Source organism: Pedobacter sp. MR22-3 (genome assembly GCF_026240075.1).
Classification (GTDB): domain Bacteria; phylum Bacteroidota; class Bacteroidia; order Sphingobacteriales; family Sphingobacteriaceae; genus Pedobacter.
Genome location: NZ_JAPIVF010000003.1, coordinates 56190 through 82312, shown reverse-complemented (window position 1 = coordinate 82312; position 26123 = coordinate 56190). Strand labels below are relative to the sequence as shown.

At 38.6% G+C, this 26123-nt stretch carries 25 protein-coding genes; 15 read left to right on the top strand and 10 right to left on the bottom strand.

What is annotated here, in order from left to right; genetic code table 11:
• Nucleotides 1-12: 12 nt before the first annotated feature.
• From OQ267_RS07290 to OQ267_RS07275, 4 genes are all read left to right on the top strand, one after another.
• On the top strand, nucleotides 13-1038 hold the full coding sequence (locus OQ267_RS07290; protein WP_088300944.1) for a DUF6588 family protein: 1026 nt from the start codon (nucleotides 13-15) through the stop codon (nucleotides 1036-1038).
• Between the two features lie 66 nt (nucleotides 1039-1104).
• Nucleotides 1105-1983 carry a 1-aminocyclopropane-1-carboxylate deaminase/D-cysteine desulfhydrase gene (locus OQ267_RS07285; RefSeq protein ID WP_265835400.1) on the top strand — a complete coding sequence of 293 codons (879 nt, stop codon included), beginning with the start codon at nucleotides 1105-1107 and terminating at the stop codon, nucleotides 1981-1983.
• Between the two features lie 696 nt (nucleotides 1984-2679).
• A complete protein-coding gene (gene lat / locus OQ267_RS07280; RefSeq protein WP_265835399.1) occupies nucleotides 2680-4011 on the top strand; it encodes an L-lysine 6-transaminase in 1332 nt (443 codons plus the stop codon).
• A 2-nt stretch (nucleotides 4012-4013) separates the two neighbouring features.
• The gene (locus OQ267_RS07275; RefSeq protein ID WP_265835397.1) at nucleotides 4014-4415 is read left to right on the top strand and encodes a hypothetical protein; all 402 of its coding nucleotides are present in this window, start codon (nucleotides 4014-4016) and stop codon (nucleotides 4413-4415) included.
• A gap of 71 nt (nucleotides 4416-4486) precedes the next feature.
• Here the strand turns inward: OQ267_RS07275 and OQ267_RS07270 are convergent, their stop codons facing one another.
• The 4 genes from OQ267_RS07270 to OQ267_RS07255 form a co-directional block, all read right to left on the bottom strand.
• Nucleotides 4487-5848 carry an acyl-CoA dehydrogenase family protein gene (locus OQ267_RS07270; RefSeq protein WP_265835396.1) on the bottom strand — a complete coding sequence of 454 codons (1362 nt, stop codon included), beginning with the start codon at nucleotides 5846-5848 and terminating at the stop codon, nucleotides 4487-4489.
• Between the two features lie 191 nt (nucleotides 5849-6039).
• Nucleotides 6040-6756, bottom strand: coding sequence for a bacillithiol biosynthesis deacetylase BshB1 (gene bshB1, locus OQ267_RS07265; protein ID WP_265835395.1), 717 nt, complete (start codon nucleotides 6754-6756; stop codon nucleotides 6040-6042).
• The gene (locus OQ267_RS07260) at nucleotides 6753-7274 is read right to left on the bottom strand and encodes a glutathione peroxidase (RefSeq protein ID WP_088300950.1); all 522 of its coding nucleotides are present in this window, start codon (nucleotides 7272-7274) and stop codon (nucleotides 6753-6755) included. The genes bshB1 and OQ267_RS07260 overlap by 4 nt, the downstream gene beginning before the upstream one ends.
• Nucleotides 7275-7279: 5 nt before the next feature.
• Nucleotides 7280-7894, bottom strand: coding sequence for a DUF4294 domain-containing protein (locus OQ267_RS07255; RefSeq protein WP_088300951.1), 615 nt, complete (start codon nucleotides 7892-7894; stop codon nucleotides 7280-7282).
• A gap of 110 nt (nucleotides 7895-8004) precedes the next feature.
• Here OQ267_RS07255 and OQ267_RS07250 point away from each other — a divergent pair, with 110 nt between their 5' ends.
• From OQ267_RS07250 to OQ267_RS07230, 5 genes are all read left to right on the top strand, one after another.
• Nucleotides 8005-10212 (top strand): RelA/SpoT family protein, encoded by a 2208-nt coding sequence (locus OQ267_RS07250; protein ID WP_088300952.1) that lies wholly within the window; start codon nucleotides 8005-8007, stop codon nucleotides 10210-10212.
• A 202-nt stretch (nucleotides 10213-10414) separates the two neighbouring features.
• The gene (locus OQ267_RS07245; RefSeq protein ID WP_088300953.1) at nucleotides 10415-10909 is read left to right on the top strand and encodes a Fur family transcriptional regulator; all 495 of its coding nucleotides are present in this window, start codon (nucleotides 10415-10417) and stop codon (nucleotides 10907-10909) included.
• Nucleotides 10910-10947: 38 nt separating this feature from the next.
• Nucleotides 10948-12228: an adenylosuccinate synthase gene (locus OQ267_RS07240; protein ID WP_088300954.1), complete on the top strand. Its 1281-nt coding sequence runs from the start codon at nucleotides 10948-10950 to the stop codon at nucleotides 12226-12228.
• Nucleotides 12229-12388: 160 nt separating this feature from the next.
• The gene (locus tag OQ267_RS07235) at nucleotides 12389-12538 is read left to right on the top strand and encodes a hypothetical protein (RefSeq protein WP_265835394.1); all 150 of its coding nucleotides are present in this window, start codon (nucleotides 12389-12391) and stop codon (nucleotides 12536-12538) included.
• A 187-nt stretch (nucleotides 12539-12725) separates the two neighbouring features.
• Entirely contained in the window at nucleotides 12726-13982 is a 1257-nt protein-coding gene (locus OQ267_RS07230) for an anthranilate synthase component I family protein (RefSeq protein ID WP_265835393.1), read from the top strand.
• 153 nt (nucleotides 13983-14135) lie between these two features.
• On the opposite strand, the gene OQ267_RS07225 is transcribed toward OQ267_RS07230, so the two are convergent.
• The 4 genes from OQ267_RS07225 to OQ267_RS07210 all read right to left on the bottom strand — a co-directional run bounded on the left by OQ267_RS07225 (nucleotide 14136) and on the right by OQ267_RS07210 (nucleotide 17130).
• Nucleotides 14136-14942, bottom strand: coding sequence for a M48 family metallopeptidase (locus OQ267_RS07225; protein WP_088300956.1), 807 nt, complete (start codon nucleotides 14940-14942; stop codon nucleotides 14136-14138).
• Between the two features lie 93 nt (nucleotides 14943-15035).
• A complete protein-coding gene (plsY, locus tag OQ267_RS07220; protein WP_088300957.1) occupies nucleotides 15036-15683 on the bottom strand; it encodes a glycerol-3-phosphate 1-O-acyltransferase PlsY in 648 nt (215 codons plus the stop codon).
• Nucleotides 15684-15732: 49 nt separating this feature from the next.
• A complete protein-coding gene (gene nadC / locus OQ267_RS07215; protein ID WP_265816975.1) occupies nucleotides 15733-16575 on the bottom strand; it encodes a carboxylating nicotinate-nucleotide diphosphorylase in 843 nt (280 codons plus the stop codon).
• Nucleotides 16576-16731: 156 nt separating this feature from the next.
• Nucleotides 16732-17130 (bottom strand): DUF4783 domain-containing protein, encoded by a 399-nt coding sequence (locus OQ267_RS07210; protein WP_088300959.1) that lies wholly within the window; start codon nucleotides 17128-17130, stop codon nucleotides 16732-16734.
• A 169-nt stretch (nucleotides 17131-17299) separates the two neighbouring features.
• On the opposite strand from OQ267_RS07210, the gene gpmI reads away from it, so the two are divergent.
• Together gpmI and OQ267_RS07200 are read left to right on the top strand one after the other, a co-directional pair.
• A complete protein-coding gene (gene gpmI / locus OQ267_RS07205) occupies nucleotides 17300-18823 on the top strand; it encodes a 2,3-bisphosphoglycerate-independent phosphoglycerate mutase (RefSeq protein ID WP_088300960.1) in 1524 nt (507 codons plus the stop codon).
• Complete coding sequence (locus tag OQ267_RS07200) at nucleotides 18823-19356, top strand: hypothetical protein (RefSeq protein ID WP_265835392.1); 534 nt, start codon at nucleotides 18823-18825, stop codon at nucleotides 19354-19356. The genes gpmI and OQ267_RS07200 overlap by 1 nt, the downstream gene beginning before the upstream one ends.
• A gap of 42 nt (nucleotides 19357-19398) precedes the next feature.
• On the opposite strand, the gene OQ267_RS07195 is transcribed toward OQ267_RS07200, so the two are convergent.
• On the bottom strand, nucleotides 19399-20019 hold the full coding sequence (locus OQ267_RS07195) for a tetratricopeptide repeat protein (protein WP_265816971.1): 621 nt from the start codon (nucleotides 20017-20019) through the stop codon (nucleotides 19399-19401).
• 305 nt (nucleotides 20020-20324) lie between these two features.
• Between OQ267_RS07195 and lon the strand changes: the two genes are divergently transcribed.
• Entirely contained in the window at nucleotides 20325-22796 is a 2472-nt protein-coding gene (gene lon / locus OQ267_RS07190) for an endopeptidase La (protein ID WP_088300963.1), read from the top strand.
• Nucleotides 22797-22878: 82 nt separating this feature from the next.
• Complete coding sequence (locus OQ267_RS07185; protein ID WP_265816968.1) at nucleotides 22879-23826, top strand: lipid A deacylase LpxR family protein; 948 nt, start codon at nucleotides 22879-22881, stop codon at nucleotides 23824-23826.
• A 60-nt stretch (nucleotides 23827-23886) separates the two neighbouring features.
• Here OQ267_RS07185 and arfB read toward each other — a convergent pair whose 3' ends face one another.
• Nucleotides 23887-24306: an alternative ribosome rescue aminoacyl-tRNA hydrolase ArfB gene (arfB, locus tag OQ267_RS07180; protein WP_088300964.1), complete on the bottom strand. Its 420-nt coding sequence runs from the start codon at nucleotides 24304-24306 to the stop codon at nucleotides 23887-23889.
• A 74-nt stretch (nucleotides 24307-24380) separates the two neighbouring features.
• Between arfB and cmk the strand changes: the two genes are divergently transcribed.
• Together cmk and OQ267_RS07170 are read left to right on the top strand one after the other, a co-directional pair.
• Nucleotides 24381-25061, top strand: coding sequence for a (d)CMP kinase (gene cmk, locus OQ267_RS07175; RefSeq protein ID WP_265816967.1), 681 nt, complete (start codon nucleotides 24381-24383; stop codon nucleotides 25059-25061).
• Nucleotides 25062-25243: 182 nt separating this feature from the next.
• A complete protein-coding gene (locus OQ267_RS07170) occupies nucleotides 25244-26074 on the top strand; it encodes a 3-keto-disaccharide hydrolase (RefSeq protein WP_265835391.1) in 831 nt (276 codons plus the stop codon).
• Nucleotides 26075-26123 lie beyond the last annotated feature (49 nt).

Below are 26123 nucleotides of genomic sequence, written 5' to 3'. Positions count from 1 at the left end.
AACCATTCTACCATGAAAAATCCCTACGTAAAAGCCCTTCTGGCTTTCTTGCTATTTGCTTTCGCACCTCGGGCAAATGCGCAAAAAGATGTTGGAAACCTATTCGTTTCCGGTCCTGCAGATGCAACAAAACTCATTAATGCCTACTTTGATCCATTGTACAAAGGCTTAGGTCAGGGCCTGAATGATGGCTGGAGCAACACCGCCAGGTCAAAAGGTTTTCTAAAATTTGAAGTCAGGGTTTCTGCCTCCGCAGCATTCGTACCACAATCAGCCCGCACTTATGATGTAAATACCTTAGGTTTAAATAACATTAAACCCGCCCCGGGAGCCTCATCAATCGGTCCGACTGCTTTCGGGCAAAATCAGGATGGCGGCCGGATGGAAGTTTACACCAGTGATGGCATTCCCACCGGAAAATTCTTTAGCCTGCCAAGGGGTGTTGGTTTCCATGTTGTGCCTTCACCACAAATTCAGGCCACTTTAGGTCTGCCCAAAAACATCGATATCTCTTTAAGGGCAATGCCAAAAATTAAATTGGGTAGCGATTTAGGCAGTATTTCGATGATTGGTGTTGGTGCAAAGATTGAATTGTTACCTTTAATTCTGGGAAAAACAGAAAAGTTAATCCCTGTAGATATTGCCCTGGCTGGAGGTTTTACCCAATATAAGTATAACCTCGACTTAAACATCAATAACGAAGCAAATTCAGATCAGCGCATTGATGCCAGATTCAATGGTGTTAATGTTGATGCCATTATTTCGAAGAAGATTATGTTTTTTACACCTTTCGCCAGTATTGGTTACCAAACCGCTAAAACCAGTTTAAAAGCCCTGGGTACTTATCGCTTTGAAACCAGCCCTGTAACCACGGCAACTTATGTAGATCCTGTTTCAGTTGGCCGGACAGATATCGATGGCATCCGCGGCAGCTTAGGTTTTCAACTGCAATTTGGGTTTTTTAAGTTATACGGCTCTTATACCCAGGCAAAATATAGCATGGTTAATGCGGGCGTAGGCTTTGGTATCGGACAATAACAAGTCCGTCGAAACATTAAAGACTAAAAAACGCCTGAAATCATCAGGCGTTTTTTAATTTTACACGTGTTCAAAAATATATATAGTCCGGTTCAAAAGATTGATTTTCATCCGCTCAACAATTTATATGTAAAAAGGGATGACCTGATTGATCCCTATATTTCTGGAAATAAGTGGCGCAAACTAAAGTACATTCTGGAAAAAGCAAAAGCTGAACGGAAAAATCACCTGGTTACTTTTGGAGGTGCCTATTCCAATCACCTGGTGGCTACAGCTGCTGCAGCTGCCCGGTCTGGCTTACAGGCTACAGCGTTTGTACGAGGAGAAGAAGTAAAAAATGAAATGCTTTTAATCTGTTCCCTCTACGGAATGAACCTCATTTTTGTAGACAGGGAATCTTATAAAAATAAAGCTGGGTTATATCAGCGGCATTTTGGTTCCAATGACAGCACTTATTTTATTGATGAAGGGGGCGCATCAGCAGCAGCAGTGATTGGCTGTAGTGAAATTATCTCAGAACTCACAGAAACTTATGATCATATTTTTGTAGCTGCCGGTACGGGCACCACTGCAGCGGGTTTATTAAAGGGGATTCAAGATGCGGGTTTAAATACAAAACTGCATGTTATTCCGGTTTTAAAAGGAGGAAGTTTCATTGCTGATGAAATCGTCAGGTACACTGCGCTTTCCAACCACCTTATTTTGCATACCGATTATCATTTTGGTGGCTATGCCAAAACTACCCCGGCGCTTCTGGATTTTATTAAAAAATTCACTCAAGAAACTGGCGTGCTGATCGATCCGGTTTATACCGCAAAAATGTTTTATGCCATTCTGGATTTATATCAGCAAAATCAAATCCTGCCAATAGATAACATCCTGGCTATTCATACCGGTGGGTTATTGGGTTTACTTGGAATGAAGGATAAATTTCACTTTCCATAGTAGGCTAATTAAATAAGCCATATCTGCTGTAAGCTAGGTTAATGTTTGTTTCAAAATACACAAGCCACTTGCTAACCTTACTGGCGCATGTGCGTTTTATATCCTACATCGCGGTGCACCGGCGAGGGGAAACATTTTTTTGCTTCCTGACTCATCGTTTCCAAATCCCGAAACAAATTTACGAGAAACATTTTTTTGTTTCCTGTAAAATTGTTTCTCCAACCAGAAACATTTTTTATAGAAACTTTTTTTTGTTTCGCGTAAATTTGTTTCCAAAATAGCTTTGATTAATCTGGAGGCACTTTTTTAGAACATGATCCAGTCGATCTGTTAAAAATCAGTGTGTAATTTCAATTTTGAGCTTTAATGATGCTTAAACTTATTTAGCATCATCCTCAAACAACGTATAAATAAGTTAAAAGAATCTGTTGGGTGGTAAGTATACCTGTAGTGATGCTTCTTTCCTGATTGGTGAATTTTCAAACAGATATGACCTCCTATCTGATCGTATTCTCATTGAGTTGATGTTTTTCAACCAAAAAAGTTTTCCACATTTCTGAAGTCTAAAATCCGAATTTGTCTATAATCATACTTTAAACAGTTTAAACCTATTTTTTGACTAACTCCTGCAAAAAGTGCTTAAATTTTGATTCCAGGCACATTTTACTAAATTTGAATTATACCAAAACCAAGTTTATGTACGAGTTAACCATACCTGCCGACCAAGTTAAAGAATCATTAAGCAAGCATATTTTAGCGGATGGTTTCGACCTGACCTATGATATGGAAAAGAGTCATGGAGCCTATATCTATGATGCTAAATATAACCGGACACTTCTTGATTTTTTCACCTGCTTTGCATCCGTTCCTTTGGGATACAATCACCCAAAAATGGTAGATGATGAAAACTTTAAGAAAAACTTATTACTGGCAGCGATGGCGAATCCATCTAATTCTGATGTTTATACCCAGCAATATGCCCAGTTTTTAGCAACCTTCTCCAAAATTGGTATTCCGGATTATTTACCACATGCTTTCTTTATTGCAGGCGGAGGATTGGCAGTAGAAAATGCCATTAAGGTAGCTATGGATTGGAAAGTTCAAAAAAACTTTGCCAAAGGCTATACCGAAGAAAAGGGATTTAAAGTATTACATTTCGAAAAGGCCTTTCATGGCAGAACAGGCTATACCTTGAGCCTGACCAACACCCTTCCTGATAAAACAAAATGGTTTGCCAAATTTGATTGGCCAAGGGTTTCAGTGCCAGAAGTGAAATTTCCGCTTGCCGGAGAAAGTCTTGATCATGCGATCCAAACGGAAGAAATATCTATAGCGCAGATTAAAAAGGCTTTCGTAGAAAATAAAGATGATATCTGTGCCATTATTATTGAACCCATTCAATCAGAAGGTGGCGATAATCACCTGAGAGAAGAATTTTTGATTCAGCTAAAGACACTGGCTGATGAAAACGAAGCTTTCCTGATTTACGATGAGGTACAAACTGGTGTAGGTTTAACCGGTAAATTCTGGTGCCACCAACATTTTAGTGAAAAAGCGAGACCTGATATTATTGCCTTTGGTAAAAAGATGCAGGTTTGTGGAATACTGGTCGGTAATAAAGTTGATGAAGTAGAGAAAAATGTATTCAAAATTCCGAGCCGAATCAATTCTACCTGGGGTGGTAACCTGGTAGATATGGTGCGTTCATCACAGATTCTACAAATTATAGCAGATGATCAGCTTTGTGAGAATGCGGAGAAAGTGGGTACATATTTAAAAGACAACCTGGCTAATCTTGCTCAGCAATTTGATAAGATGACCAATGTCCGCGGGCGAGGTTTGCTCTGCTCTTTTGATTTCCCGAATAAAGATATGCGCAATACTTTTATCAGCAAAGGATTGGAGCACAATGTGATGTTTTTAGGTTGTGGAGAAAAGACCATTCGTTTCAGACCCGCACTTTGTATCGAACAAAAACATATTGACGAAGGCCTGACGGTTATGGAAAAAATATTGCCTTTATTGTAAGCATGCGCAGAAAATCCCTTATTTACGTCATTACGGCAATCGTTATTATTTTAGTTTTCTTTATGGTTAAAGATACCTTTAATCAGCCCGGAGCTGAAGATATGAAGGCTGGCTTTAAAGAAATTGCTAAATATAGAAATGCGAACAATACTGGTCCGGTACAACGTATTTATGTGGTAACGGTTAAAGATTCTGTTTGGAAGGAAATGGAAGATTATGGTAATTTAATGCCACATACCAAATATGGCAGCACAAAAGTTTATTTCTTTATGGCGAATGCAAACGTACCTAACACGTTAGAACCCGGAACGGTAAACTTCGATCCTTCATTTAATAAGGATTGTATAGCCTTGTATGAAAAAAGTGCCATGAGTCAGGTGGCATTTAATAAATATCCTCTATAAAATTTCCAGCAGATCAAGATAACCGCAGAAAAATTAGCGAAAATCACCTTGATCTGCTGGAAATTTAGAAATTACACAAATGCCGAAAACCCGGTAATCGCCCTACCTACAATCAGGGTATTAATTTCTTTAGTGCCTTCGTAAGAGTAAATCGCTTCGGCATCGGCAACGAATCTGGCCACATTATATTCGAGTAAAATACCGTTTCCGCCCATCACTTCACGGGCTTTGCTCACTACATCACGGGTACGTAAAGAACAAAACACCTTGGCTAAAGATGCATGCTCATCTTTCAGTAAACCCTGATCCTGCAATTGAGAAAGCCTGAAACATAAAGTTTGCATAGCCGTCAGATTGGATAGCATTTCTACCAGGTGATTCTGAATCAACTGAAAAGAAGCAATGGGTTTACCAAACTGTTTCCGGGTTCGGGTATATTCCAAAGCATTTTCATAAGCACCACGAGCACAGCCAACAGCCTGCCAGGCCACCCCTGCCCTGGTCATTTGTAAAACCTTCGCCGTATCTTTAAATGAATTGGCATGTTGAAGTCGGTCTGCTTCCTCTACCTCACAATTGGTTAGTGTAATTAATCCGTTTTGAACAATCCGCAAGGCCATTTTATCCTGCATCTTTTCTACTGCAAAACCCGGATTATCCTTTTTTACAATGAAACCTTTCACTTCTCCATCACCTTCATCACGTGCCCAGATAATTAAAATATCAGCAAAAGTGGCATTACCAATCCATTTTTTCTGACCATTTAACACCCATTTATCGCCAACCTTTTTACAGGTGGTGGTTAAACCGCCCGCAGCTGCAGAGCCTACTTCAGGTTCTGTTAATCCAAACGAGCCTATAATTTTAAACTGCTGCATTAAAGGCAGCCATTGCTGTTTTTGTGCTTCCGATCCGCAGAGGTAGATGGAGCCCATGGCAAGCCCACTTTGAACACCAAAAAAAGTAGAGATTGACGTGTCTATTCTGGCCATTTCCATCGCCAGAATCCCTTCCATCAAATTTGATTTTCCCGGGCAGCCATAACCTTTATAGGTTAATCCACAGATGTTCAGCTCCGCCAGTTTCGGAATGATCTCAAACGGGAATTCAGCCTTATTCCAATAGTGGTTCACAATCGGCTTCACTTCCTTCTCTAAAAATGCACGAACCTTCAGCTGGAGTTGCCTGTCTTCATCTTTCAAAGCTTCGTCGCCCAGGTGGTAAAAATCACCTTCAATTGGTGGTAATTCTCTTTTTTTGCCAGATCCACCCATCATTTTCATCATGCCCTGGATTTGTTTATCATCCAGGCTAGAAATCGTTTCGACCATTTTGGGCAGATCTACTTTTTTAGAAAGCGCTTCTAACTTATCGAAATCTACATGTTTGAAAAGGTTGTATGCGTTTTTGAGTGAAGAGAATATATTTGCCATGATTATTCGTTTGGAGAGTAACAAATGAAGGGCAATTTTGTTGGGGATTCCCATTTAAGCAATCACATAACACGAAGAGAAGGCACGAAGGAACACTGAGCTTAAATATAATTCAGCTCAATATTCTCTGTAAAAACCTGGAGCATCCGGTGATCTAAAAGCTCGGCGTCCTTTGCGGTTAATAAACGAGATTACCTCAAATCAAACAGGTTATCTACGCCCAGCAATTTTCTGGAAGTAAATCCCTCACCAAAGGTTGCACCAATACTTTTACCAAACTCTCTGGAACGGCCAATTACGGTTTCAAAAAACTCCGGAGAGGAAATATAGGTTTGCAAACCATCTACATCTGGATTGTAGAATTGCGTTTTAAAAGCTTTGATTGATTCAATCTTTTGATCCATATGCTCCGAAATATCAACGATGATATCAGGTTTCAGATAACGGTCCTGAATATATTGCAGCAGTAATCTTGGTCGGTGGGCACCTTGATTGATATCCTCTATTTTTGTTTCGATTTTAGGTAATCCGGAAAGAAAAACAGCATCGTAAACCAGATCTCCCGCCCGACCATGGTCTGGGTGACGGTCTTCCAATGCGTTACTTAAAATAATTTCCGGTTGATATTTCCTGATCACCTTAATCACTTCCAGGCGATGAAACTCATCATTCTGAAAAAAACCATCTCTCAGGCGAAGATTTTCCCGGGCGTGCAAACCTAATATCCTGGCTGAATCTGCAGCTTCCTCATCACGGGTTTCAGCCGTTCCCCGGGTACCCAGCTCTCCACGGGTTAAATCTACAATTCCTACTTTCTTACCAAGTGCAATATGTTTTAAAATTGTTCCTGAACAGCAAAGTTCTGCATCATCAGGATGTACAGCGATAACTAAAATATCTAATTTCATGATGATTGATTGGCATTTTCGTTCAGCAACTGCTGAACTTTCTTTTTAATTTTTGAACTCAGGGGTTTGGTAAAGGGCAGATAAAAATCAACCAGTTCGCCTTTTTTGTTCAGCAAATACTTATGAAAGTTCCACCTGGGTTTAGAGCTTAACTTTGCATTCTTTTTTTTATCACTTAAGAATTGATAAAGTGGATGTGCGTGTTCGCCACGAACCATGATCTTATCAAAAACAGGGAATTTTACACCATGGTTAATTTCGCAAAATGAGGCGATATCATTACCAGTTAAGGGTTCCTGTTTTCCAAAGTCATTTGTCGGAAAACCTAAAATCTCGAAATCCGGGTGGTTAATTTCATCTTTCAGTTGCTGCAGTTCCTTTAGCTGTGGCGTAAACCCACATTCAGATGCGGTATTCACTACTAAAACAACTTTATTCCGGTATGCGGAAAGGGGTTGCTCTTCCCCATTGATTTTCTTAACCTTGAAAGAATAAATATTCGGAATGCTTTCCTGCATTTGATTTATTGATAAAACCCTGAAGTTCTGATGATCGATTCAATATCACGATCTTCATTAGGGTTGTAAGTACTTTTTAAATTATGACCAACCACGCGGGCAACAATCTGATAAGAAAAAGCCGCAAAACCACCTTTGGTTTGCTTCACAATATCATAAGTGGTTCTTCCAACTTCCCGGTCAATGAGTTTGGTTAAAATCTGGCCTTGTGTAATGGTGAGTTCTTTAATTTCGCGGTTAAACATGTCTTTAATTTCTTTATCACATTGCTTAACCAGTTTCTTTTGATCTTTTTTTTCAGGTGTGCGTGCAATATCTTCCTCCAGCTGCTGGTAGCGACGTTTGGCATATAAAGCATACGGCATCACTTTCAATACGTTATACCTCAACCTGTTATAAGCCATTTGTTCTGCAGGAGATTTCCAGATTCTATTGGCAAAAATACTCACATCCTGTAGTTGCATCCAGGGAATCATCACGCCGTTATCATTGGTAGAGGCCACCCTGATCGTATCTGCTTTGCTCATTTTAGGAAAAACCGGAGCTGTAACGTCCTGGGCTTTTAGTGTAACACCAAAAATCATGACAATAAACAGAAAGATTGACCCTTTAAAATTCATAAATTTATACTTTAACAAAGTTAGGTGTTATTTCATATATTAGTCGTGTGACAGAACTAATATAAGTTTTATTCATAAATAAGACGCAAATTTTTACGCAAAAAAAACAAATGAAAACAGAGTTAGTGATTGATTTAGAGGCGGAAAAGCAGGAGATTTTAAAAAGATACAGGGCGTTGCTACGGGCCAGCAAATCTACATTGCAGAAAGGGGATAAAAAAGAAATCAGAAAAGCTTTTGATATGGCACTGGAAAGCCATAAAGATATGCGCCGTAAATCTGGCGAACCTTACATCTATCATCCTATTGCGGTGGCACAGATTGCCGCTGAAGAAATTGGCCTGGGCACCACTTCTATTGTTTGCGCATTATTACATGATGTGGTGGAAGATACTGAAATCACACTGGAAGATATTGAACGTGAATTTGGCAAGAAAACAGCCAAAATCATTGATGGATTAACCAAAATATCAGGGGTTTTCGACACGAACAGTTCCCTGCAGGCGGAGAATTTCCGTAAAATGCTGCTTACCCTTGCTGATGATGTAAGGGTGATCCTGATCAAACTGGCCGATCGCCTGCACAATATGCGTACGATGGATTTCATGCCCCGCCACAAGCAGCTGAAAATTGCATCCGAAACCATTTATCTTTATGCACCACTTGCTCACCGATTAGGTTTATATGCCATTAAATCAGAATTAGAAGATCTTTCCATGAAATATCTTGATCCTGATACCTATAAATTTATCGCCAAAAAATTGAATGAGAAAAAAGCTGAACGTGCACTTTTCATCAAAAAATTCGTAGAACCGATTGATGAAATTGTTCACGAGCAGGGCTTGGTTGCTGATGTATATGGCCGGCCAAAATCCATTCATTCCATATGGAACAAGATGAAAAAGAAAAATATTCCTTTTGAAGAGGTTTATGATCTTTTTGCCATCCGGATTATCCTGGATAGTGCTTATGAAAATGAAAAAGCCGATTGCTGGAAAGCCTATTCTATTGTAACCGATCTTTACCGTCCAAATCCCGACCGCCTGCGCGACTGGGTGTCATCACCGAAAGGAAATGGTTATGAAAGTTTACACACTACGGTAATGGGCCCCAGGGGGCAATGGGTAGAAGTTCAGATCCGTACGCAACGGATGAATGAAATTGCCGAAAAAGGTTTCGCTGCGCACTGGAAATACAAAGAATCGAGCAATGATAATGGCCTTGACCAATGGATCCAAAAAGTGAGGGAGATGCTGAGCAATCCGGAAGCAAATGCTTTGGATTTCCTGGATGATTTTAAAATGAACCTTTTCTCTGATGAGATCTTCATTTTTACGCCAAAAGGTGCCCTGCTGCAGTTGCCTTTAGGAGCAACAGCCTTAGATTTTGCCTTTGAAATCCATACTGGTGTTGGGGCTACCTGTATTGGGGCAAAGGTTAACCATAAGCTGGTGCCCATATCCTATAAGCTCCAAAATGGCGATCAGGTGGAGATTATCACCTCGAACAAACAAACGCCTAAGGAGGATTGGTTAAATATTGTGGTAACGGCGAAAGCCAAATCCAAAATTAAATCATCCCTTAAAGAAGAAAAAAGAAAAATTGCCGATAATGGTAAAGAGATTCTGGAACGGAAACTTAAATCGCTCAAAATCACCTACAATACCGATAACTTACAAAAACTAAGCTATTTCTTTAAACTGCCATCTACCCAGGAGCTTTTTGTAAATGTGGCACTCGGAAAAATTGAGCTTAAAGATATCAGGGAATATTTAAATAGCGAGAAGGAGGTAGAAACCCGTGGACCAGAGCGCCCTGAAAATTTATCTGTAGACGGTGTTAAAAGCAAAATAAAAGGCGGTGAATCGGATATTTTACTCATTGGTGAAGATATGCAACGTATTGATTATACGCTTGCGGCCTGTTGTAACCCTATTCCGGGTGATGATGTTTTCGGCTTTATCACCGTTAGTGACGGGATAAAGATTCACCGGACAAATTGCCCCAATGCGGCGCAGCTGATGGCCAACTATGGCTATCGCGTGGTGAAGGCAAAATGGAATAAACAACAGGAATTAACTTTCCTAACGGGATTACGCATTATGGGTATTGATGATGTGGGTTTAATCAATAACATTACCAGAGTTATTTCAACAGACTTTAAGGTGAATATGCGCTCCATTACTGTTGATACCAATGAAGGTATATTTGATGGCTCAATCATGATCTTCGTCAATGACACCGAACATCTTGAAAATTTAATCAAGAACCTGTTAAAGGTAAGAGGGGTGACAGGGGTGACGAGATTTGATGCTTAAAAGAGCCTGAAAGTCTGGAGTCCGAAGCCTGAAGTAGTATAGTCCGACTTAGGATTCCAGACTTTTGACTTCAGACTAATCTTAAAACATTTCAACAATAGAATAATATCATAATCAAACAATTACCAAATCTTTGTAATCATTTCACCGGGGTAATCATTTTTAAAACAATTTACCTACCTTTGATTGGAGTTTAAACACTATGCCTGAACAAAAAACAAATGAGCTCGTTCGTAAGATTTTTGAAGCTTATTTAGAAAACAAGAATCTGCGCAAAACGCCTGAGCGTTTCGCCATACTGGAGGAAATATATTCTAGAAACGATCACTTCGACGTTGAAACCCTCTATATTCACATGAAAAATCAAAAGTATCGTGTAAGTCGGGCTACGGTTTACAACACTTTAGAATTATTGGTTTCATGTGATTTGGTTACCAAACACCAGTTTGGTAAGAACATGGCACAATTCGAGAAATCTTACGGCTACCGTCAACATGACCATGTGATCTGCATTGAATGTGGTAAGGTAGTAGAATTCTGCGATCCCCGTATTCACCAAATTCAAACCATGGTTGGCGATCTTTTAAAATTCGATGTAAAACACCATTCATTAAACCTGTATGGATTCTGCTCAGACTGCAGCATGGCCAGAAAAGTAAATGAGTCGGCCAAGACAGCCAAACCTGAAGAAAATTAAATCAATCCACAAAATAAAACCAGCTTAAATTTTTAATAATGACGCAAGTAGATGTACTTCTCGGCCTGCAATGGGGTGATGAAGGAAAGGGAAAAATCGTTGATGTACTCAGTCCAAAATATGATCTTATTGCCCGCTTTCAGGGTGGCCCGAATGCCGGACACACACTTGAATTTGATGGTAAAAAATTCGTTTTAAATACCATTCCATCAGGAATTTTTAATGAAAAAACCATGAACCTTATCGGTAATGGTGTAGTGATCGACCCAATCATTTTAAAAAGAGAGTTAGATAACTTAAAAAAAGCTGGTCATGACCCTGTTGCCGATGGCAAACTGGTAATTGCCCGTAAGGCACACTTAATTTTACCTACCCACCAGTTATTGGATGCCGCTAATGAAGCACGCATGGGTAAAAATAAGATCGGCTCAACACTTAAAGGAATTGGTCCGACTTATATGGATAAAACCGGCAGAAATGGTCTTCGTGTTGGCGATACTACACTTCCTGATTTTAAAGAGCGTTACAACAAATTAGTAGAAAAGCACACCGAAATTCTTTCCCATTACGAAGGTTTTGAATATGAACTGGCAGAAAAAGAAGCCTCATTCTTTGAAGCCATTGAGTTTTTAAAATCAATCCCTCATGTAGATAGCGAACATTATGTTAACGGTTTCTTAAAAGAAGGAAAAGCTGTTTTAGCCGAAGGTGCGCAAGGAACTTTATTGGATGTTGACTTTGGATCTTATCCTTTCGTAACGTCTAGTAACACTACTACAGCCGGTGCTTGTACAGGTTTAGGTATTGCACCGAACAAAGTTGGTGCTGTTTATGGTATTTTTAAAGCTTATTGTACCCGCGTTGGAGGTGGTCCATTCCCTACTGAATTGGACAATGAAGTTGGTGAAAATTTACGCGCTTTAGGTCATGAATTTGGTGCAACTACAGGTCGTGCCCGCCGTTGTGGCTGGATTGATTTGCCTGCATTAAAATATGCCATCATGTTAAACGGTGTTACCGAATTGATTATGATGAAAGCCGATGTATTGGATACTTTCGAAACCATTTACGCCTGTACACATTACGAATACAATGGTGAAACCATCGACTATATGCCTTACGATATCATTTCCATCGAACCGAAACCAGTATTAAAAGCTATTGACGGATGGGCTACTGATGTCACTAAAATCACTTCAGTTGATGAAATTCCAGCGAAGCTAAACGATTATATTGCATTCTTAGAAAAAGAACTGGAGGTGCCAATCAAATTCCTTTCTGTAGGACCAGATAGGGCACAGACTCTGGAATTACGCTAGATATCTTTCATAGTCATACAGCAAAAGCAACCAGAAAAAGGTTGCTTTTGCTGTATATAACATTTTTTAATTTTTGAGTAGCATTATCTATCTTAGAACTCCGTGTCAATAACATACATCTCATCTATATAATTATTGTACTAAGTTTAATTTAGATAAAATGAGTGAACCAAAATTAGTTGAAGATAAGGCAGTACCTTACAAAGCCAAAGGATACAGCGATGAATGGATTGAAAAACAAATCCGCGGTATTCTTGTTCGCGATGAACTCACTAACATATGGAAACAAGGAGGCGTTAAAAAAAGATAAAGAATATGCCATTTTAACCGTCGCAAAAGCAGGTTGGCAGCTTTGCCGGCAAAGCCCGAAAAGATTTAGCGCAATAATCAGGTAAAAAGATAGTGAGCAATCAAAACTTTAAGGAGCTAAAATAAAAAAGGGATGAGAAACCTGGAATAGCTAAACAATAACCTTATACCGAATAAAAAAAGCATTATTGAAAACCATACAAAATATCTTTGATTTCAAACAAAAAGCATTACACTGGGCCAACCAGTTTGAAGTGTGTTGCTTATTAGATTCAAATCAATACGCAGACCCCTACGGTAAATACGATTTTCTGATCGCTGCTGATGTTCAGGCTCAATTAAAATGTGCAAGCGGAACAGCATTTGAGCAACTCAAAATTTTCTATGAAAATCATAAAAAATGGAGCTTTGGCTTTTTGAGCTATGATCTTAAAAATGAAATAGAAGATCTTCAATCAAACCATGCTGATCATTTGAATTTTCCGGAATTATTTTTCTTTGTACCAAAATACCTGATTGCCCACAAAGATGGTAAAACAGAGATCTTAGTTGGAGATGACGCTATTTTAGAAGAGATAAATAATTTCAAGTTTGAAAATGAAATGCCTCCGAAGGCCTTAGATATCCATTCAAAACTTTCAAAAAAGACATACATCGAAAAGGTGGAGGCTTTAAAAAACCATATTATCCGGGGCGATATTTATGAAGTTAATTTTTGCCAGGAGTTTTTTGCTGAAAATGCCGCAATTAATCCATTGCAAACCTTTAGTTTACTAAATGAAGTTTCTCCTACCCCATTTGCCGGTTATTTTAAGATTGATCAACATTATATACTATCTGCTACGCCTGAACGTTTTGTGTGCAAGCGTGGCGCAAAACTCATTTCCCAACCCATAAAAGGGACGGCAAAAAGAAGTGCAAACCTGCTGGAAGACAAGCTGATTAAATCACAATTGAGAAATGATATCAAGGAGCAGTCTGAAAATGTAATGATTGTTGATTTGGTGCGTCACGACCTTACAAAATCAGCGGTAAGGGGATCAGTTAAAGTTGATGAATTATTTGGAATCTATAGCTTTCCACAGGTTCACCAGATGATTTCTACCATCAGCTGCGATTTAAATTCAGATGTTTATTTTATTGATGCCATCAAAAATGCATTCCCAATGGGCTCTATGACAGGTGCACCAAAGGTAAAAGCCATGAGATTGATAGAGGAATACGAAGAAACCAAACGGGGAATTTATTCAGGATCTTTTGGCTACATAGATCCGGCTGGAGATTTCGACTTCAATGTAATCATCAGAAGTATTCTTTACAATTCAGCGAATCAATATCTATCCTTTCAGGTAGGCGGAGCAATAACCTATGAATGTGATCCGGAAAAAGAATATGAAGAATGTATGCTGAAGGCCAGTGCAATGCTGAAGGTGTTTGGCGGTTAGGCCTGATTGGAGTATTATTAGAAAACAAAAAATGAGTCTTTGCCAGTCGTAATGTTTAGCTATAATCAGGATAACGACTATATAAAAAAGGTGGAAACTTCTACACAATGTAAGAACCTTCCACCTTTTATCTTTTAACTTTTAACTTCAACCCTACTTCTTATAGTACTGTTGTGCTTCAGGTAAATATTTTTGAATCTGAGCAATACGGGTTGCATCACTTGGGTGCGTACTTAAAAATTCTGCTGGTTTTTGTGCGCCTTCAGATGCAGCAGACATTCTATTCCAGAAACTGGTGGCATTCTGTGGATTGTATCCGGCCATCGCCATAAAAATCAAACCTAAACGATCCGCCTCCAGCTCCTGGTTACGACTGAATTTCAACATGGCTACCGGTGTACCCACACCATAAAGGGTATTGAAAATCGACTGTGTTTTAGGATTTTTAGATAAAGCTACCCCTGCTGCAGCACCAACGCCCTGAGCCACCATTTCCTGCGACATGCGTTCGGCCGAATGACCTGCAATAGCATGCGCAATTTCGTGCCCCATTACAGTTGCCAGCCCAGCGTCATCCTGTGTCACGGGTAAAATTCCGGTATACACCACAATTTTTCCTCCTGGCATACACCAGGCATTCTTCTCTTTGTTTTGAACTACGTTAACTTCCCACTGATAATCTGCAATTAAATTTCCATAATTATTGCTGTTCATATAGGATTTTACCGCATTGATCAATTTGTTTCCAACAGTTTTAACTTTTAAAGCCTGCGCATTTGATGCAGGTAAAACAGTATTTTTATTTTCTGTTAAAAATGTATTATAGGCCTGAAATGCCATGGGCAACACCTGATCATTACTTACCAAATCAAATCGACTACGTCCGGTTAGCGGAACGGTTGAACATGAATTAAATAATAAAATACCAGCAACACCTGCCGTTAAAAATAACTTTTTCATAATGCGATTTTAGTTGATTGATAAACCCTTCGGGCACAACGGAGATTAAACATCATGCCAGCAAATAAGTTTTAATGAATGTGTTTTTGTTAATTAGTTTGCCTTTTTCCTAAACAAATACACCTTGGATTCTTTGCCCTTCAGCAACCTTTCGAGATTTTTTTGATGCGTAACCAGAATCAGCACACAAACCACCATGCCATAGAGCACTTCTGATTTTATGGAAACCTGAAACAGGAAGACAACACTGAGCGGAAATGTAAAACCCGCACAAATTGAACTTAATGAAACATATTTTGTTAACAATAACACAATCACAAAAACCAGAACGCAAAGCATAGATGCTTCAAAGTTAACTGCCAAAATCATTCCAAAAAGTGTAGCCACTCCTTTTCCTCCCCTGAAACCTGCAAAAACGGGAAATAAATGCCCCATTACCGCCGTTACACCCAGGGCAAGCTGATAATTTACAAACACTACTGAATTTTGTGGTCCGGTAACAGACATGCCTATAAGATAGGCTAAATTGGTAGCGGTATACCCTTTCGCAATATCAATGATCATCACGGCTATGCCCGCCTTTTTACCTAAAACCCTGAAGGTATTGGTTGCGCCTGCATTACCACTTCCATACTCTCTTACATCAATACCATAAAAGGCCTGACCGAGCCATACAGCTGTAGGTATAGACCCAAATAGATACGCGAACAATAAGGCGCTGAGCGAATAAACCGTAACCATAGCCTACAATGATACAAAAAATAAACTTTCAATTTTATAGCACATCAATTTAGTACGCTTTTAAGCTGATGTCCAGGCTTTTTACAGAATGTGTAAGTGCACCCATTGAGATAAAATCTACACCGCAAGCAGCATATGCTAACACATTTTCTTCTGTAATGCCGCCAGATGCCTCTGTTGTAAACCGGCCGTCGATTAATGCCACAGCTGCTTTCAATTCCTCAAAATTAAAATTATCAAGCATAATCCGATCTATACCTCCAATAGCCAATACCTGCGATAACTCATCCAGATTTCTTACCTCAATCTCTATTTGCAAAGCTTTTTGATGATCAGCTAAATATTTTTTAGTGGAATGAATGGCATTTGAAATTCCTCCTGCATAATCTACATGATTGTCTTTTATCAGGATCATATCGTACAAACCTATCCGGTGATTGACACCTCCGCCAATTCTTACTGCCCATTTCTCAAGGTAACGCAAACCCGGGGTTGTTTTACGCGTATCCAGAATTTTAGTCTTCGTATCTTTTAAAAGCGAAACGATATGATTTGTCTTGGTTGCAATGCCACTCATCCGTTGCATGCAGTTTAAAACCAAACGTTCTGCAACAAGAATAGAATGGGTACTTCCGGATACCGTTAAACCAATATCACCTACATTTACCTTGGCACCATCCTGTAACAACACCTTCACGTTTAAATCTGCATCAACAATTTTGAAGATCTCTACAGCCAACTCCATTCCTGCCAGAATCCCTTCCTCTTTGATAATGAGTTTTGCCTTTCCCTGAGTTCCTGCCGGAATGGTTGATAATGAGGTATGATCACCATCACCAATATCTTCAGCAAGTGCGTTTTTTATAAACTGATGTACAAGTAGAATATCCAAAGTATAGATTTTATGCAGCAAAAATAAGAATTATTTGTGAGCGGGCAATTTACAGATGGATTTAAAGCAACCGGATTGAGGAAAATATATAGATTGGAAATCTGAATTTCTGCTATTTCCAGATCTTAAGTCAGCTGATATGGAGGACTCTGACACCTAGTCTTTAGCAGGTTCAATTCTTAATTCGGTAATTAAAAAACTGTTGTTAAATTTCTTCATGGTGATGGATACCCTGAATGTTTCTTTTGAAGTATTTAAGATAACTACTCCGAAGCGATAGTTTGGACTATTGTTGATTTTATGAAAAACACTTGTTTTGACCGCAGGATGCTTAATGAAAAAATCTCTGAGAATTTGTTCACCCTGTGCTTTAGAATAGACATCTTCTTCATCAATAATAATTAATTCAATCGTTGAAGCGAAACTTTTCGCGATCTCTTTCGCATTGCCGGCTTTAAAATATGACGATAAATCATCAATAATATCGGCCTGGATGGCATTAGAACTATATAATGATGATAAACCAATAATAAATAAAAATAAGCTCCGGATCATTTCTGTATTTTATACAGAATGGTTAGCTAAAATTATGCCATTAGCTGATCAAAAAACAGATTTCTTAATTTGTATAACCTTCAATAAAGCTATATTTGCCATATAAATAGAATACTAAAACAGGTTTTACAATAAAATGTTTTGGTAATAATTATAATTTTGAATAAATATGGTAAATAATAAAAAACTCGCACTTATTATTTTAGATGGTTGGGGCTACGGACGTCAGGATAATGCTGATGCAGCATATGCTGCAAAAACACCCTTTTTCGATTCTTTATTACAGCACTATCCAAATTCGAAGCTGGAAGCATCCGGCGAAGCAGTAGGATTACCAGCCGGACAGATGGGGAACTCTGAAGTTGGACATATGAATTTAGGTGCAGGACGTGTGGTTTATCAGGAACTTGGCCGAATAAACAAAGCCATTACCGATAGAGAACTTCATGTTAATCCTGTTTTGCTTGACGCTTTTAATTATGCAAAGCAAAACAATAAGGCGGTTCATTTTATTGGTTTAGTTTCAAATGGCGGTGTACATGCCCACATTGAGCACCTGAAAGCACTTTGTGATGCGGCAAATGAAGCCCACGTGGAAAAAACTTTTGTACATGCCTTTTTGGATGGAAGAGATACGGATCCGAACGCTGGCTTAGGCTTCATTACCGACTTACAAAATCACCTTCAGCACGGTAACGCAAAACTGGCTTCAATGGTTGGACGTTACTACGCCATGGATCGTGATAATCGCTGGGAACGTGTAAAACGTGCCTACGATGTAATGGTGAATGGCATTGGCGAAACCACACAGGATGCCTTGAACGCCATTCAAAATTCATATCAGAATGGCATAACAGATGAGTTTTTAAACCCGGTGGTACTTACCCAGGCCAATGGTGCACCCGTGGCTACCATTCAGCCTGATGATGTGGTGATCTGCTTTAATTTCCGTACAGACAGAGGACGTGAAATTACTACTGCATTAACACAAAAAGATTTTCCGGAGCAGCAGATGCACAAATTACCATTGTATTATGTCACCATGACCACATACGATGAAAGCTTTGAAAAAGTAAATGTCATGTTTACTAAAGATGACCTGACCAAAACCATTGGTGAGGTTTTAGCCCAAAATCATAAAAATCAGATCCGCATTGCGGAAACAGAAAAATATCCTCATGTTACCTTTTTCTTCTCAGGTGGAAGAGAAAACGAATTTGAAAATGAAAAACGTATTTTAATTCCTTCGCCTAAAGTCGCCACCTACGATCTGCAACCGGAAATGAGTGCAGCCGGCATTACTGAGGCCATTACGGCAGAAATGGAAACCGGATGGGCAGATTTTATTTGCTTAAACTTTGCAAATCCGGATATGGTGGGCCATACCGGTGTTTTTGATGCAGTGGTAAAGGCTGTAGAAACTGCAGATCAATGTGCGGAAATAGTGGTAAAGAAAGGTTTAGAAAATGGTTATTCCTTTATTTTACTGGCAGATCATGGCAACTCTGAATTTATGGTTAATGGCGATGGATCTGCAAATACAGCCCATACGACTAACCTGGTTCCCTGCATCCTGATTGACCATGATTATAAAACCATTGCTGATGGAAAGCTCGGTGATATCGCGCCTACTGTGCTTAGGATTTTAGGTGTAGATATTCCTGCAGAAATGACTGGAAACGTTTTAGTATAATGATAAAAAACCTTTGTATACTGGTATTTGCTTTGGCATTTCTTTCGTGTAACCCACATGAAGAACCTAAAGCAAATACCGGATTACCCTATTTCGATTTAAAAGGTTACTTCGGAAAGGAGATCATGCGTTTAAAGAAGGCTAAACCTAAAGTAAATAAAACAGTTAGTATAAATGGCGTAGAAGAAAATAAATCCCTTCATATTAATGACTGGGATAAGGAACTGGCCATTTTTATAGATGCCGATATCAATAAAAATTCATGGAAAGGTAGCTTTAAGACTAACCGGAAAGATGACATAATCACCTACACATCTGACAATAAAAAAATCCCGGTAAAAAAGATTTCGGTAACGGAAAAGTCATCGAAAATTAGCAGGATTGAAATCATTATTAACCAAAAGAATATTTTATTTCAATCACAGGATACGCTTACCTACCTCCCGGATCAGTTATATCAAATTAAAAAACAACAGAAAATAAGATTTCTTTCGACTAAAAATTACGCCGTAATAGCCAGTTTTAATCCATAAAAAAAGCAGATTCGAATCTGCTTTTTTTATGGATTTCCAATTCTATTTTAAACTGACGATCTGCGCTTTATCGTAAGCTACCCAATCGATAATGTCTTTCCTTAAAGGCTGCATGGTAAGCACTTTTTGAAAATCTGCGATAGAATTGTTAAATAATGCAACACAGGCTAGCTTCTCGGTGTTTTTCTTTACTTTATAGGATTTAAAAATTGCATAGTCTTTATAGGCCAGTCCACGGTTTTGAAACATTTGTGTATCCTCATCCCCGTTAATTTCAATGGCTTTGGTAAAATCCTTAATGGCAGCTGTATAAAAATTTTCACGCATGGTATTTAATGATTCTTTCGGATCATTTGCGATGTTTAACCTGGCTTTTCCTCGATAATAATAAGCAGACACTTCATTAGGCTTCATGGCCAACAAACGACTATAAGTAGCAATACACTTTTCATATTCTCCGTTTTGAAAATAAGAATAGCCCAGCATTTTTAAAACATTGGCATTATCGGGTGTTTTGGTATCGGCTTTTTCTAATTGTGTAACTGCAGTTTTATAATCGCCTTTCATCATGGCCTGCATGCTTTTCTCATAATTGTTCTGAGCAAAACTGGTGGTTGAAGAAAAAATGATTAAACCTAAAATCGCTTTTTTAAAATAGTTCATGTATGAATAATAATTTAGATGAATCCAGCACCTTCAGGGTGTTTTTTTTGCAATATAATCCTATTATGATAATTTAATAGTTTTTAATTTTCTTTATCTAAAAAACGGAAAGCCCAGATATTAGCTTAAACGATCAATTAGAAGAAATATGATATTGACTTAAAATTATATTTCTCTGCCTTTTTAACATAAGATTAATATAGTTTTTACTTTGGCACAAGAGTTGAATTTATTATATTACTAACATAATTAAACAATGTGAATACGATTAAACTGCCAGTTTGTCGTGAGAGGAAAACGTGAAAATGAGTAAACAAGATATATTTGATTTCCATTCTGCTATGCCAATTATAAATGAGGATACCGAATTCTTCCCTTTAATGTCTCAACAAGATGAGGAGGAAATGAACAATGAGGATACGCCTGAAACATTGGCTATTTTACCCTTAAGGAATACTGTTTTGTTTCCGGGAGTGGTTATTCCCATTACAGTTGGGCGGGATAAATCCATTAAATTAATTAAAGAAGCTTATAAGGGAAATAAAATCATTGGTGTGGTTTCTCAAAAGGATGTTTCCATCGAAGATCCTACCTTTGAGCAACTTAACTCAGTGGGTACTGTGGCCAACATCATCAAATTGCTGCAGATGCCTGATGGCAACACCACTGTAATTATTCAGGGTAAACAGCGGTTTAGCTTAATTGAAGAAGTACAGAATGAGCCTTATATCAAAGCTGTTATTAAAAAATTTGAAGAGCAAAAACACAAGAGCGACAAAGAGTTCAAAACCTTAATTGCGTCTATACGCGAAATGTCGGCCCAGATTATTCAGCTTTCTCCAAATATACCAAGTGAGGCCAGTATCGCGCTGAAAAACATTGAAAGCAATTCATTTCTGATCAATTTTATTTCGTCAAACATGAATGCCGAAATGGCCGACAAGCAAAAGATTCTGGAAATGAATAAATTGCTTGATCGCGCACAAAAAGTGATGGAATTGTTGATGGTAGAATTACAGATGCTGGAGTTGAGAAACCAGATTCAATCTAAAGTTCGTACCGATCTGGATAAACAACAACGTGATTATTTCCTGAACCAGCAATTAAAAACCATACAGGAAGAATTAGGCGGCAACTCTGCCGACCTGGAATTTGATGCCTTACAGGAGAAAGCAAAACTGAAAAAATGGTCGAAAGAAGTTAATGCGCATTTTGATAAGGAACTGGATAAATTAGGCCGAATGAACCCGGCTGCACCAGATTATTCTGTACAGTTGAATTATCTTGAATTACTTTTGGATTTACCATGGCGTGAGTTTACCAAAGATAATTTCGATTTAAAAAGAGCGCAACGTATTTTAGATAAAGACCACTTTGGCCTTGAAAAAGTAAAACAACGTATCATAGAATATCTTGCCGTGCTTAAACTTAAGCGCGACATGAAAGCACCTATTCTTTGTTTAGTGGGGCCTCCGGGAGTAGGTAAAACTTCCCTGGGGAAATCAATTGCAAAAGCTTTAGGCCGCAAGTATGTCAGAATGGCCCTTGGTGGAATCAGGGATGAAGCAGAAATCCGCGGTCACCGTAAAACATACATTGGTGCCATGCCCGGACGGATCATTTCATCAATTAAAAAAGCCGGTGCTGATAATCCCGTATTTGTTTTAGATGAGATAGATAAGGTAGGTACCGATCACCGTGGCGACCCATCTTCGGCCCTCTTAGAGGTACTTGATCCGGAGCAAAACAATGCTTTTTATGACCACTATGTAGAGATGGATTACGATCTATCTAATATATTGTTCATTGCTACCGCTAACTCGCTTAGTACCATTCAGCCTGCTTTACTGGATCGTATGGAAATTATTGAAGTTAACGGTTATACCATTGAAGAAAAAATAGAGATTGCCAAGAAATACCTGCTTCCTAAGCAGAAAGAAAATCACGGTTTAGAGAATAAGCATATTACCCTTAAACCAGCACTGATTGAAAAGGTAATTGAAGATTATACCCGTGAATCTGGTGTGAGGGGACTGGAAAAAAGAATAGGTTCTCTGGTTCGTGGTGTGGCTACAAAGGTGGCTATGGAAGAAGAATACAGTGCAACTTTAACAAATGAAGATGTTGAACGCATACTAGGTGCACCAATTTACGATAAAGATTTATACGAAGGCAATGAAGTAGCCGGTGTGGTTACCGGTCTGGCCTGGACAAGTGTTGGTGGCGATATTTTATTTATCGAATCCAGCTTAAGCCCCGGAAAAGGAAAATTAACCTTAACCGGTAATCTGGGTGATGTGATGAAAGAATCTGCCGTAATTGCATTGGCTTACTTACGTGCTCATGCTGCAGAATTTGGAATCGATTATACCTTATTTGATAACTGGGATGTTCACGTACACGTACCTGCCGGCGCGACACCAAAGGATGGTCCATCTGCTGGTGTAACCATGTTAACGGCCCTAACATCTGTCTTTACGCAGCGGAAAGTAAAACAACATTTAGCCATGACCGGTGAAATTACCCTCCGTGGTAAAGTGCTGCCTGTGGGTGGAATCAAAGAAAAAATCCTGGCAGCCAAAAGGGCCAATATTAAGGAGATTATCCTTTGTAAAAGTAACCGCAAGGATATTTTAGAGATTAAGGAAAGCTATATCAAAGACCTTACCTTTCATTACGTAAATGAAATGAGTGAAGTCATAGATTTGGCTTTAACTAAAAATAAAGTTAAAAAACCTTTGGATCTGAGTATTAAAGCCGCACCCATTGTAAATTAAATGGGAAATCTTTGGGGTGATCTTTCGAAAATTCAATAACAATAAATACATTTATAGCCCGGGTAATCATCCGGGCTTTTTTATGAAATCAATTTTCACCACAGCTATTTTTTGCTTCATCTGCATGACAGGATTTGCGCAGTCATTTAAAAACGAATTTGGTTTTAAAACCGAAAATGATGCTTACCTGGCCACCTTAAATGACCGGTACTATACCAATGGCTTATTTATTTATTTCCGCAGAGCCATAGATTCAACAAATTTTTCAGATAAAATAGAAAAGAAAACCTATGAAATTTCTGCTGGTCAGAAAATGTATACCCCATACTGGGGTCAGGTGGCGAAAAAAGAAGATCAAGACAGACCCTTTGCCGGCTATTTATATGCTGGTGCAGCTTATTCCATATTCTACAAAAATGAAAGTGTATTGAAAACCAGCATAGAAATCGGAACTGTTGGACCAAATTCACTGGCACAGGATGCCCAGAAGTTTTTGCATAAAACTGTTGGCTTTTATACACCTGCAGGATGGGAATACCAGATTAAAAATGAATTTGCTGTAAATTTAGGTGCAAATTATAGCAAATTACTTTTCAGGCCTGAAGATCCGATTATTGATATTAGCGGACAGGGTTATGCAAACCTTGGTACTACATTTTCCGGTTTGGGTGCTTCCGTATTATTCAGGGCTGGAAAATTAAATCAACTATTTAACAGTGCCTACCATCATGCAGTAATTGGAAATTCGAAAACAAAGCGCTTAAACAAATCTGAGCTTTTCCTTTATGTAAAACCACAGCTTAACTTTGTGGCTTATGATGCGACTATCCAGGGAAGTTTATTTAATAACAATAGCCCGGTTACATTTGACGTAAAACCCATTGTTTTCGAACAGCAGTTTGGTGTGAACTACAGTTCAAAAAGATTTACCGCAGATTTTAATGTTATTTTTAAAACAAAGGAAGTTAAAAGTGTTGCCAAAGCACAGAATTATGGCGGATTAAGTTTGTATTATAGGTTTGGGAAGTAAATTGCTTACCTGTTAAATTGCATCACTGCTTTACAATACCGAAGTATTTTTAATTAGGTTCTATTCCCCCTTTAGGAGCCTGGGAGGTTTTCTGTTTTTCTTTCTATCCGAATGAACGGCTTTATTTTTCAATCTATTCTCTACCACACCTTTCGGAATTTTAGTTGGCTTTCTTTTTTTTTGCACATGAAGCGATTTTTTAAGGAGCTCAATCAGTTTGGCAATAGTTTTCTCCTTGTTCAAAAGCTGACTTCTATCTTCCTGAGCTATAATATGAAGCAAGCCTTCACTATCTATTCTATTTTCCAGGCGAGATTTTAGCAGCGTTTTCTCTTCATCACTTAAATATTCATTTGCTGATAAATCGAAGATCAACTCAACTTTACTGGAAACTTTATTTACATTTTGCCCACCTTTACCCCCACTTCTGGAGGTTTTGAAGGTTACTGATTTTAAAATTTCTGCTCTGGTGGGCAACATTTTACAAAAGTAAAAAGAATCGCCGGCTAAAAAAAGTTAGTAAGTCGATCGGCTTTTTTTACCTTTGTAGCAGAATGAAAAAGAACCTGGTTATAGCTATTGATGGCTATTCATCTTGCGGAAAAAGCACACTGGCAAAGGCCTTAGCTAAAAAATTAGGCTTTATTTATGTAGACAGTGGTGCAATGTACCGCGCAGTTACCTTATATTTTTTACGGAATCATATTGATGTGCGTGATGATCATGCTGTTGCAGATGCCCTACAACACATAGAATTAAATTTTCATTCAAGGGATTATGAATCACATATCACTTTAAATGGGGAAGAAGTTTCTGATGAGATACGTTTAATGCCTGTTTCCCAAAATGTGAGTGAAGTATCTGCCCACAAAACGGTACGCCATGAAATGGTGAAACAGCAACAGCGCATGGGGAAATCAAAAAGTATTGTAATGGATGGCCGCGATATCGGCACCACTGTTTTCCCAAATTCCCCATTAAAGTTTTTCATGACAGCTGATCCGAAAATCCGGGCAGAACGCAGGTTTAAAGAGCTGGAGAGCAAGGGTAATAACCTCACCACACTGGAGGAAGTTTTTGAAAACCTGGCCCATCGCGATTATGCAGATACCACCCGTAAAGAAAGCCCTTTGGTTCGTGCTGATGATGCTATTATTTTAGACAATACCAATTTAACACAAGACGAGCAGCTGGCTTTCGCCATAGGAAAAGTAGAACCTTTGCTGGATCGGTAAGGCGGAGAAGTGGATTCGTTGTCCAGATGCTGGAGCTGATTAGGATTTAGCGGTGTAGCACTTAATGCTTTTCAAATAATCGTTTACCGGTACCAGCAACGCTGAACTGAAATTGCCAGCTGAACACTATTTCCCGGAGAATAAAAAAATTCATATTTTTAGCAGCTAACCACTAAGCCGCTATGAAATTAAAATATTCCCCGCTCCTGTTTCTTTTTTTTATTTGTTTAAATTTTAATGTCCTGGCGCAAAAAGGCTGGATTAATCTTTTCAACGGAAAAGATTTGAAAGACTGGAACATTAAAATTGCCAAACACAATTATCAGGATAATTACGCCAATACCTTTCGGGTCGAAAATGGCTTAATGAAAGTGAGTTATGATGGTTACCAGGAATTTGACCAGCAATATGGCCATATCTTTTACAAAAAGCCTTTTTCAGCCTATTTATTAAAGGTAACCTATCGGTTTGTAGGCAAACAGGCCAAGGGTGGTGAAGGTTGGGCACTGCGCAATAGTGGTGCCATGCTACACTGTCAGGATCCGGCAACGATGCTGAAAGATCAGGACTTCCCTATTTCTATTGAAGCACAAATTTTAGGTGGCGACGGAGAACATTTACGGCATACCAGTAATGTCTGCACCCCCGGTACGCTAATCAATTATCAGGGTAAACTTTTTACCGATCATTGTCTGGATTCAAAGTCGAAAACTTATTCCGGAGAACAGTGGGTAACTGCAGAATTTCTGGTTCTTGGAGATTCTGTCATTAAACACATCATCAATAAAGAAGTGGTATTGGAATATACCAAGCCCCAAATTGGCGGTGATAATGTTTCCAATTACGATCCCAAAGTAAAAGTTGATGGTACCCCTTTAAAATCCGGTTATATCTCACTTCAAAGTGAAAGTCATCCCATTGAATTTAAAACCGTTAAACTTTTTGACCTGAAACCTTACCTGAAAAACAAAACAAAACTTGATCAGGTAATTAATCAACTGTTAGAAAAGTAAGGTTAATTATCTATTGCTAGAATAAGCATCATAAAACTTAAATTCCGAT

Coding starts and splice junctions, on each gene's coding strand:
- plsY (WP_088300957.1), bottom strand. CDS start 15,683: ATGGTTACGGTTTATTCGCTCAGCGCCTTATTGTTCGCGTATCTATTT.
- OQ267_RS07200 (WP_265835392.1), top strand. CDS start 18,823: ATGATAAAAAACCTTTGTATACTGGTATTTGCTTTGGCATTTCTTTCG.
- lat (WP_265835399.1), top strand. CDS start 2,680: ATGTACGAGTTAACCATACCTGCCGACCAAGTTAAAGAATCATTAAGC.
- OQ267_RS07245 (WP_088300953.1), top strand. CDS start 10,415: ATGCCTGAACAAAAAACAAATGAGCTCGTTCGTAAGATTTTTGAAGCT.
- OQ267_RS07185 (WP_265816968.1), top strand. CDS start 22,879: ATGAAATCAATTTTCACCACAGCTATTTTTTGCTTCATCTGCATGACA.
- OQ267_RS07225 (WP_088300956.1), bottom strand. CDS start 14,942: ATGAAAAAGTTATTTTTAACGGCAGGTGTTGCTGGTATTTTATTATTT.
- OQ267_RS07275 (WP_265835397.1), top strand. CDS start 4,014: ATGCGCAGAAAATCCCTTATTTACGTCATTACGGCAATCGTTATTATT.
- OQ267_RS07270 (WP_265835396.1), bottom strand. CDS start 5,848: ATGGCAAATATATTCTCTTCACTCAAAAACGCATACAACCTTTTCAAA.
- OQ267_RS07290 (WP_088300944.1), top strand. CDS start 13: ATGAAAAATCCCTACGTAAAAGCCCTTCTGGCTTTCTTGCTATTTGCT.
- gpmI (WP_088300960.1), top strand. CDS start 17,300: ATGGTAAATAATAAAAAACTCGCACTTATTATTTTAGATGGTTGGGGC.
- OQ267_RS07170 (WP_265835391.1), top strand. CDS start 25,244: ATGAAATTAAAATATTCCCCGCTCCTGTTTCTTTTTTTTATTTGTTTA.
- bshB1 (WP_265835395.1), bottom strand. CDS start 6,756: ATGAAATTAGATATTTTAGTTATCGCTGTACATCCTGATGATGCAGAA.
- cmk (WP_265816967.1), top strand. CDS start 24,381: ATGAAAAAGAACCTGGTTATAGCTATTGATGGCTATTCATCTTGCGGA.
- OQ267_RS07240 (WP_088300954.1), top strand. CDS start 10,948: ATGACGCAAGTAGATGTACTTCTCGGCCTGCAATGGGGTGATGAAGGA.
- OQ267_RS07235 (WP_265835394.1), top strand. CDS start 12,389: ATGAGTGAACCAAAATTAGTTGAAGATAAGGCAGTACCTTACAAAGCC.
- OQ267_RS07250 (WP_088300952.1), top strand. CDS start 8,005: ATGAAAACAGAGTTAGTGATTGATTTAGAGGCGGAAAAGCAGGAGATT.
- lon (WP_088300963.1), top strand. CDS start 20,325: ATGAGTAAACAAGATATATTTGATTTCCATTCTGCTATGCCAATTATA.
- OQ267_RS07210 (WP_088300959.1), bottom strand. CDS start 17,130: ATGATCCGGAGCTTATTTTTATTTATTATTGGTTTATCATCATTATAT.
- OQ267_RS07195 (WP_265816971.1), bottom strand. CDS start 20,019: ATGAACTATTTTAAAAAAGCGATTTTAGGTTTAATCATTTTTTCTTCA.
- arfB (WP_088300964.1), bottom strand. CDS start 24,306: ATGTTGCCCACCAGAGCAGAAATTTTAAAATCAGTAACCTTCAAAACC.
- OQ267_RS07260 (WP_088300950.1), bottom strand. CDS start 7,274: ATGCAGGAAAGCATTCCGAATATTTATTCTTTCAAGGTTAAGAAAATC.
- OQ267_RS07255 (WP_088300951.1), bottom strand. CDS start 7,894: ATGAATTTTAAAGGGTCAATCTTTCTGTTTATTGTCATGATTTTTGGT.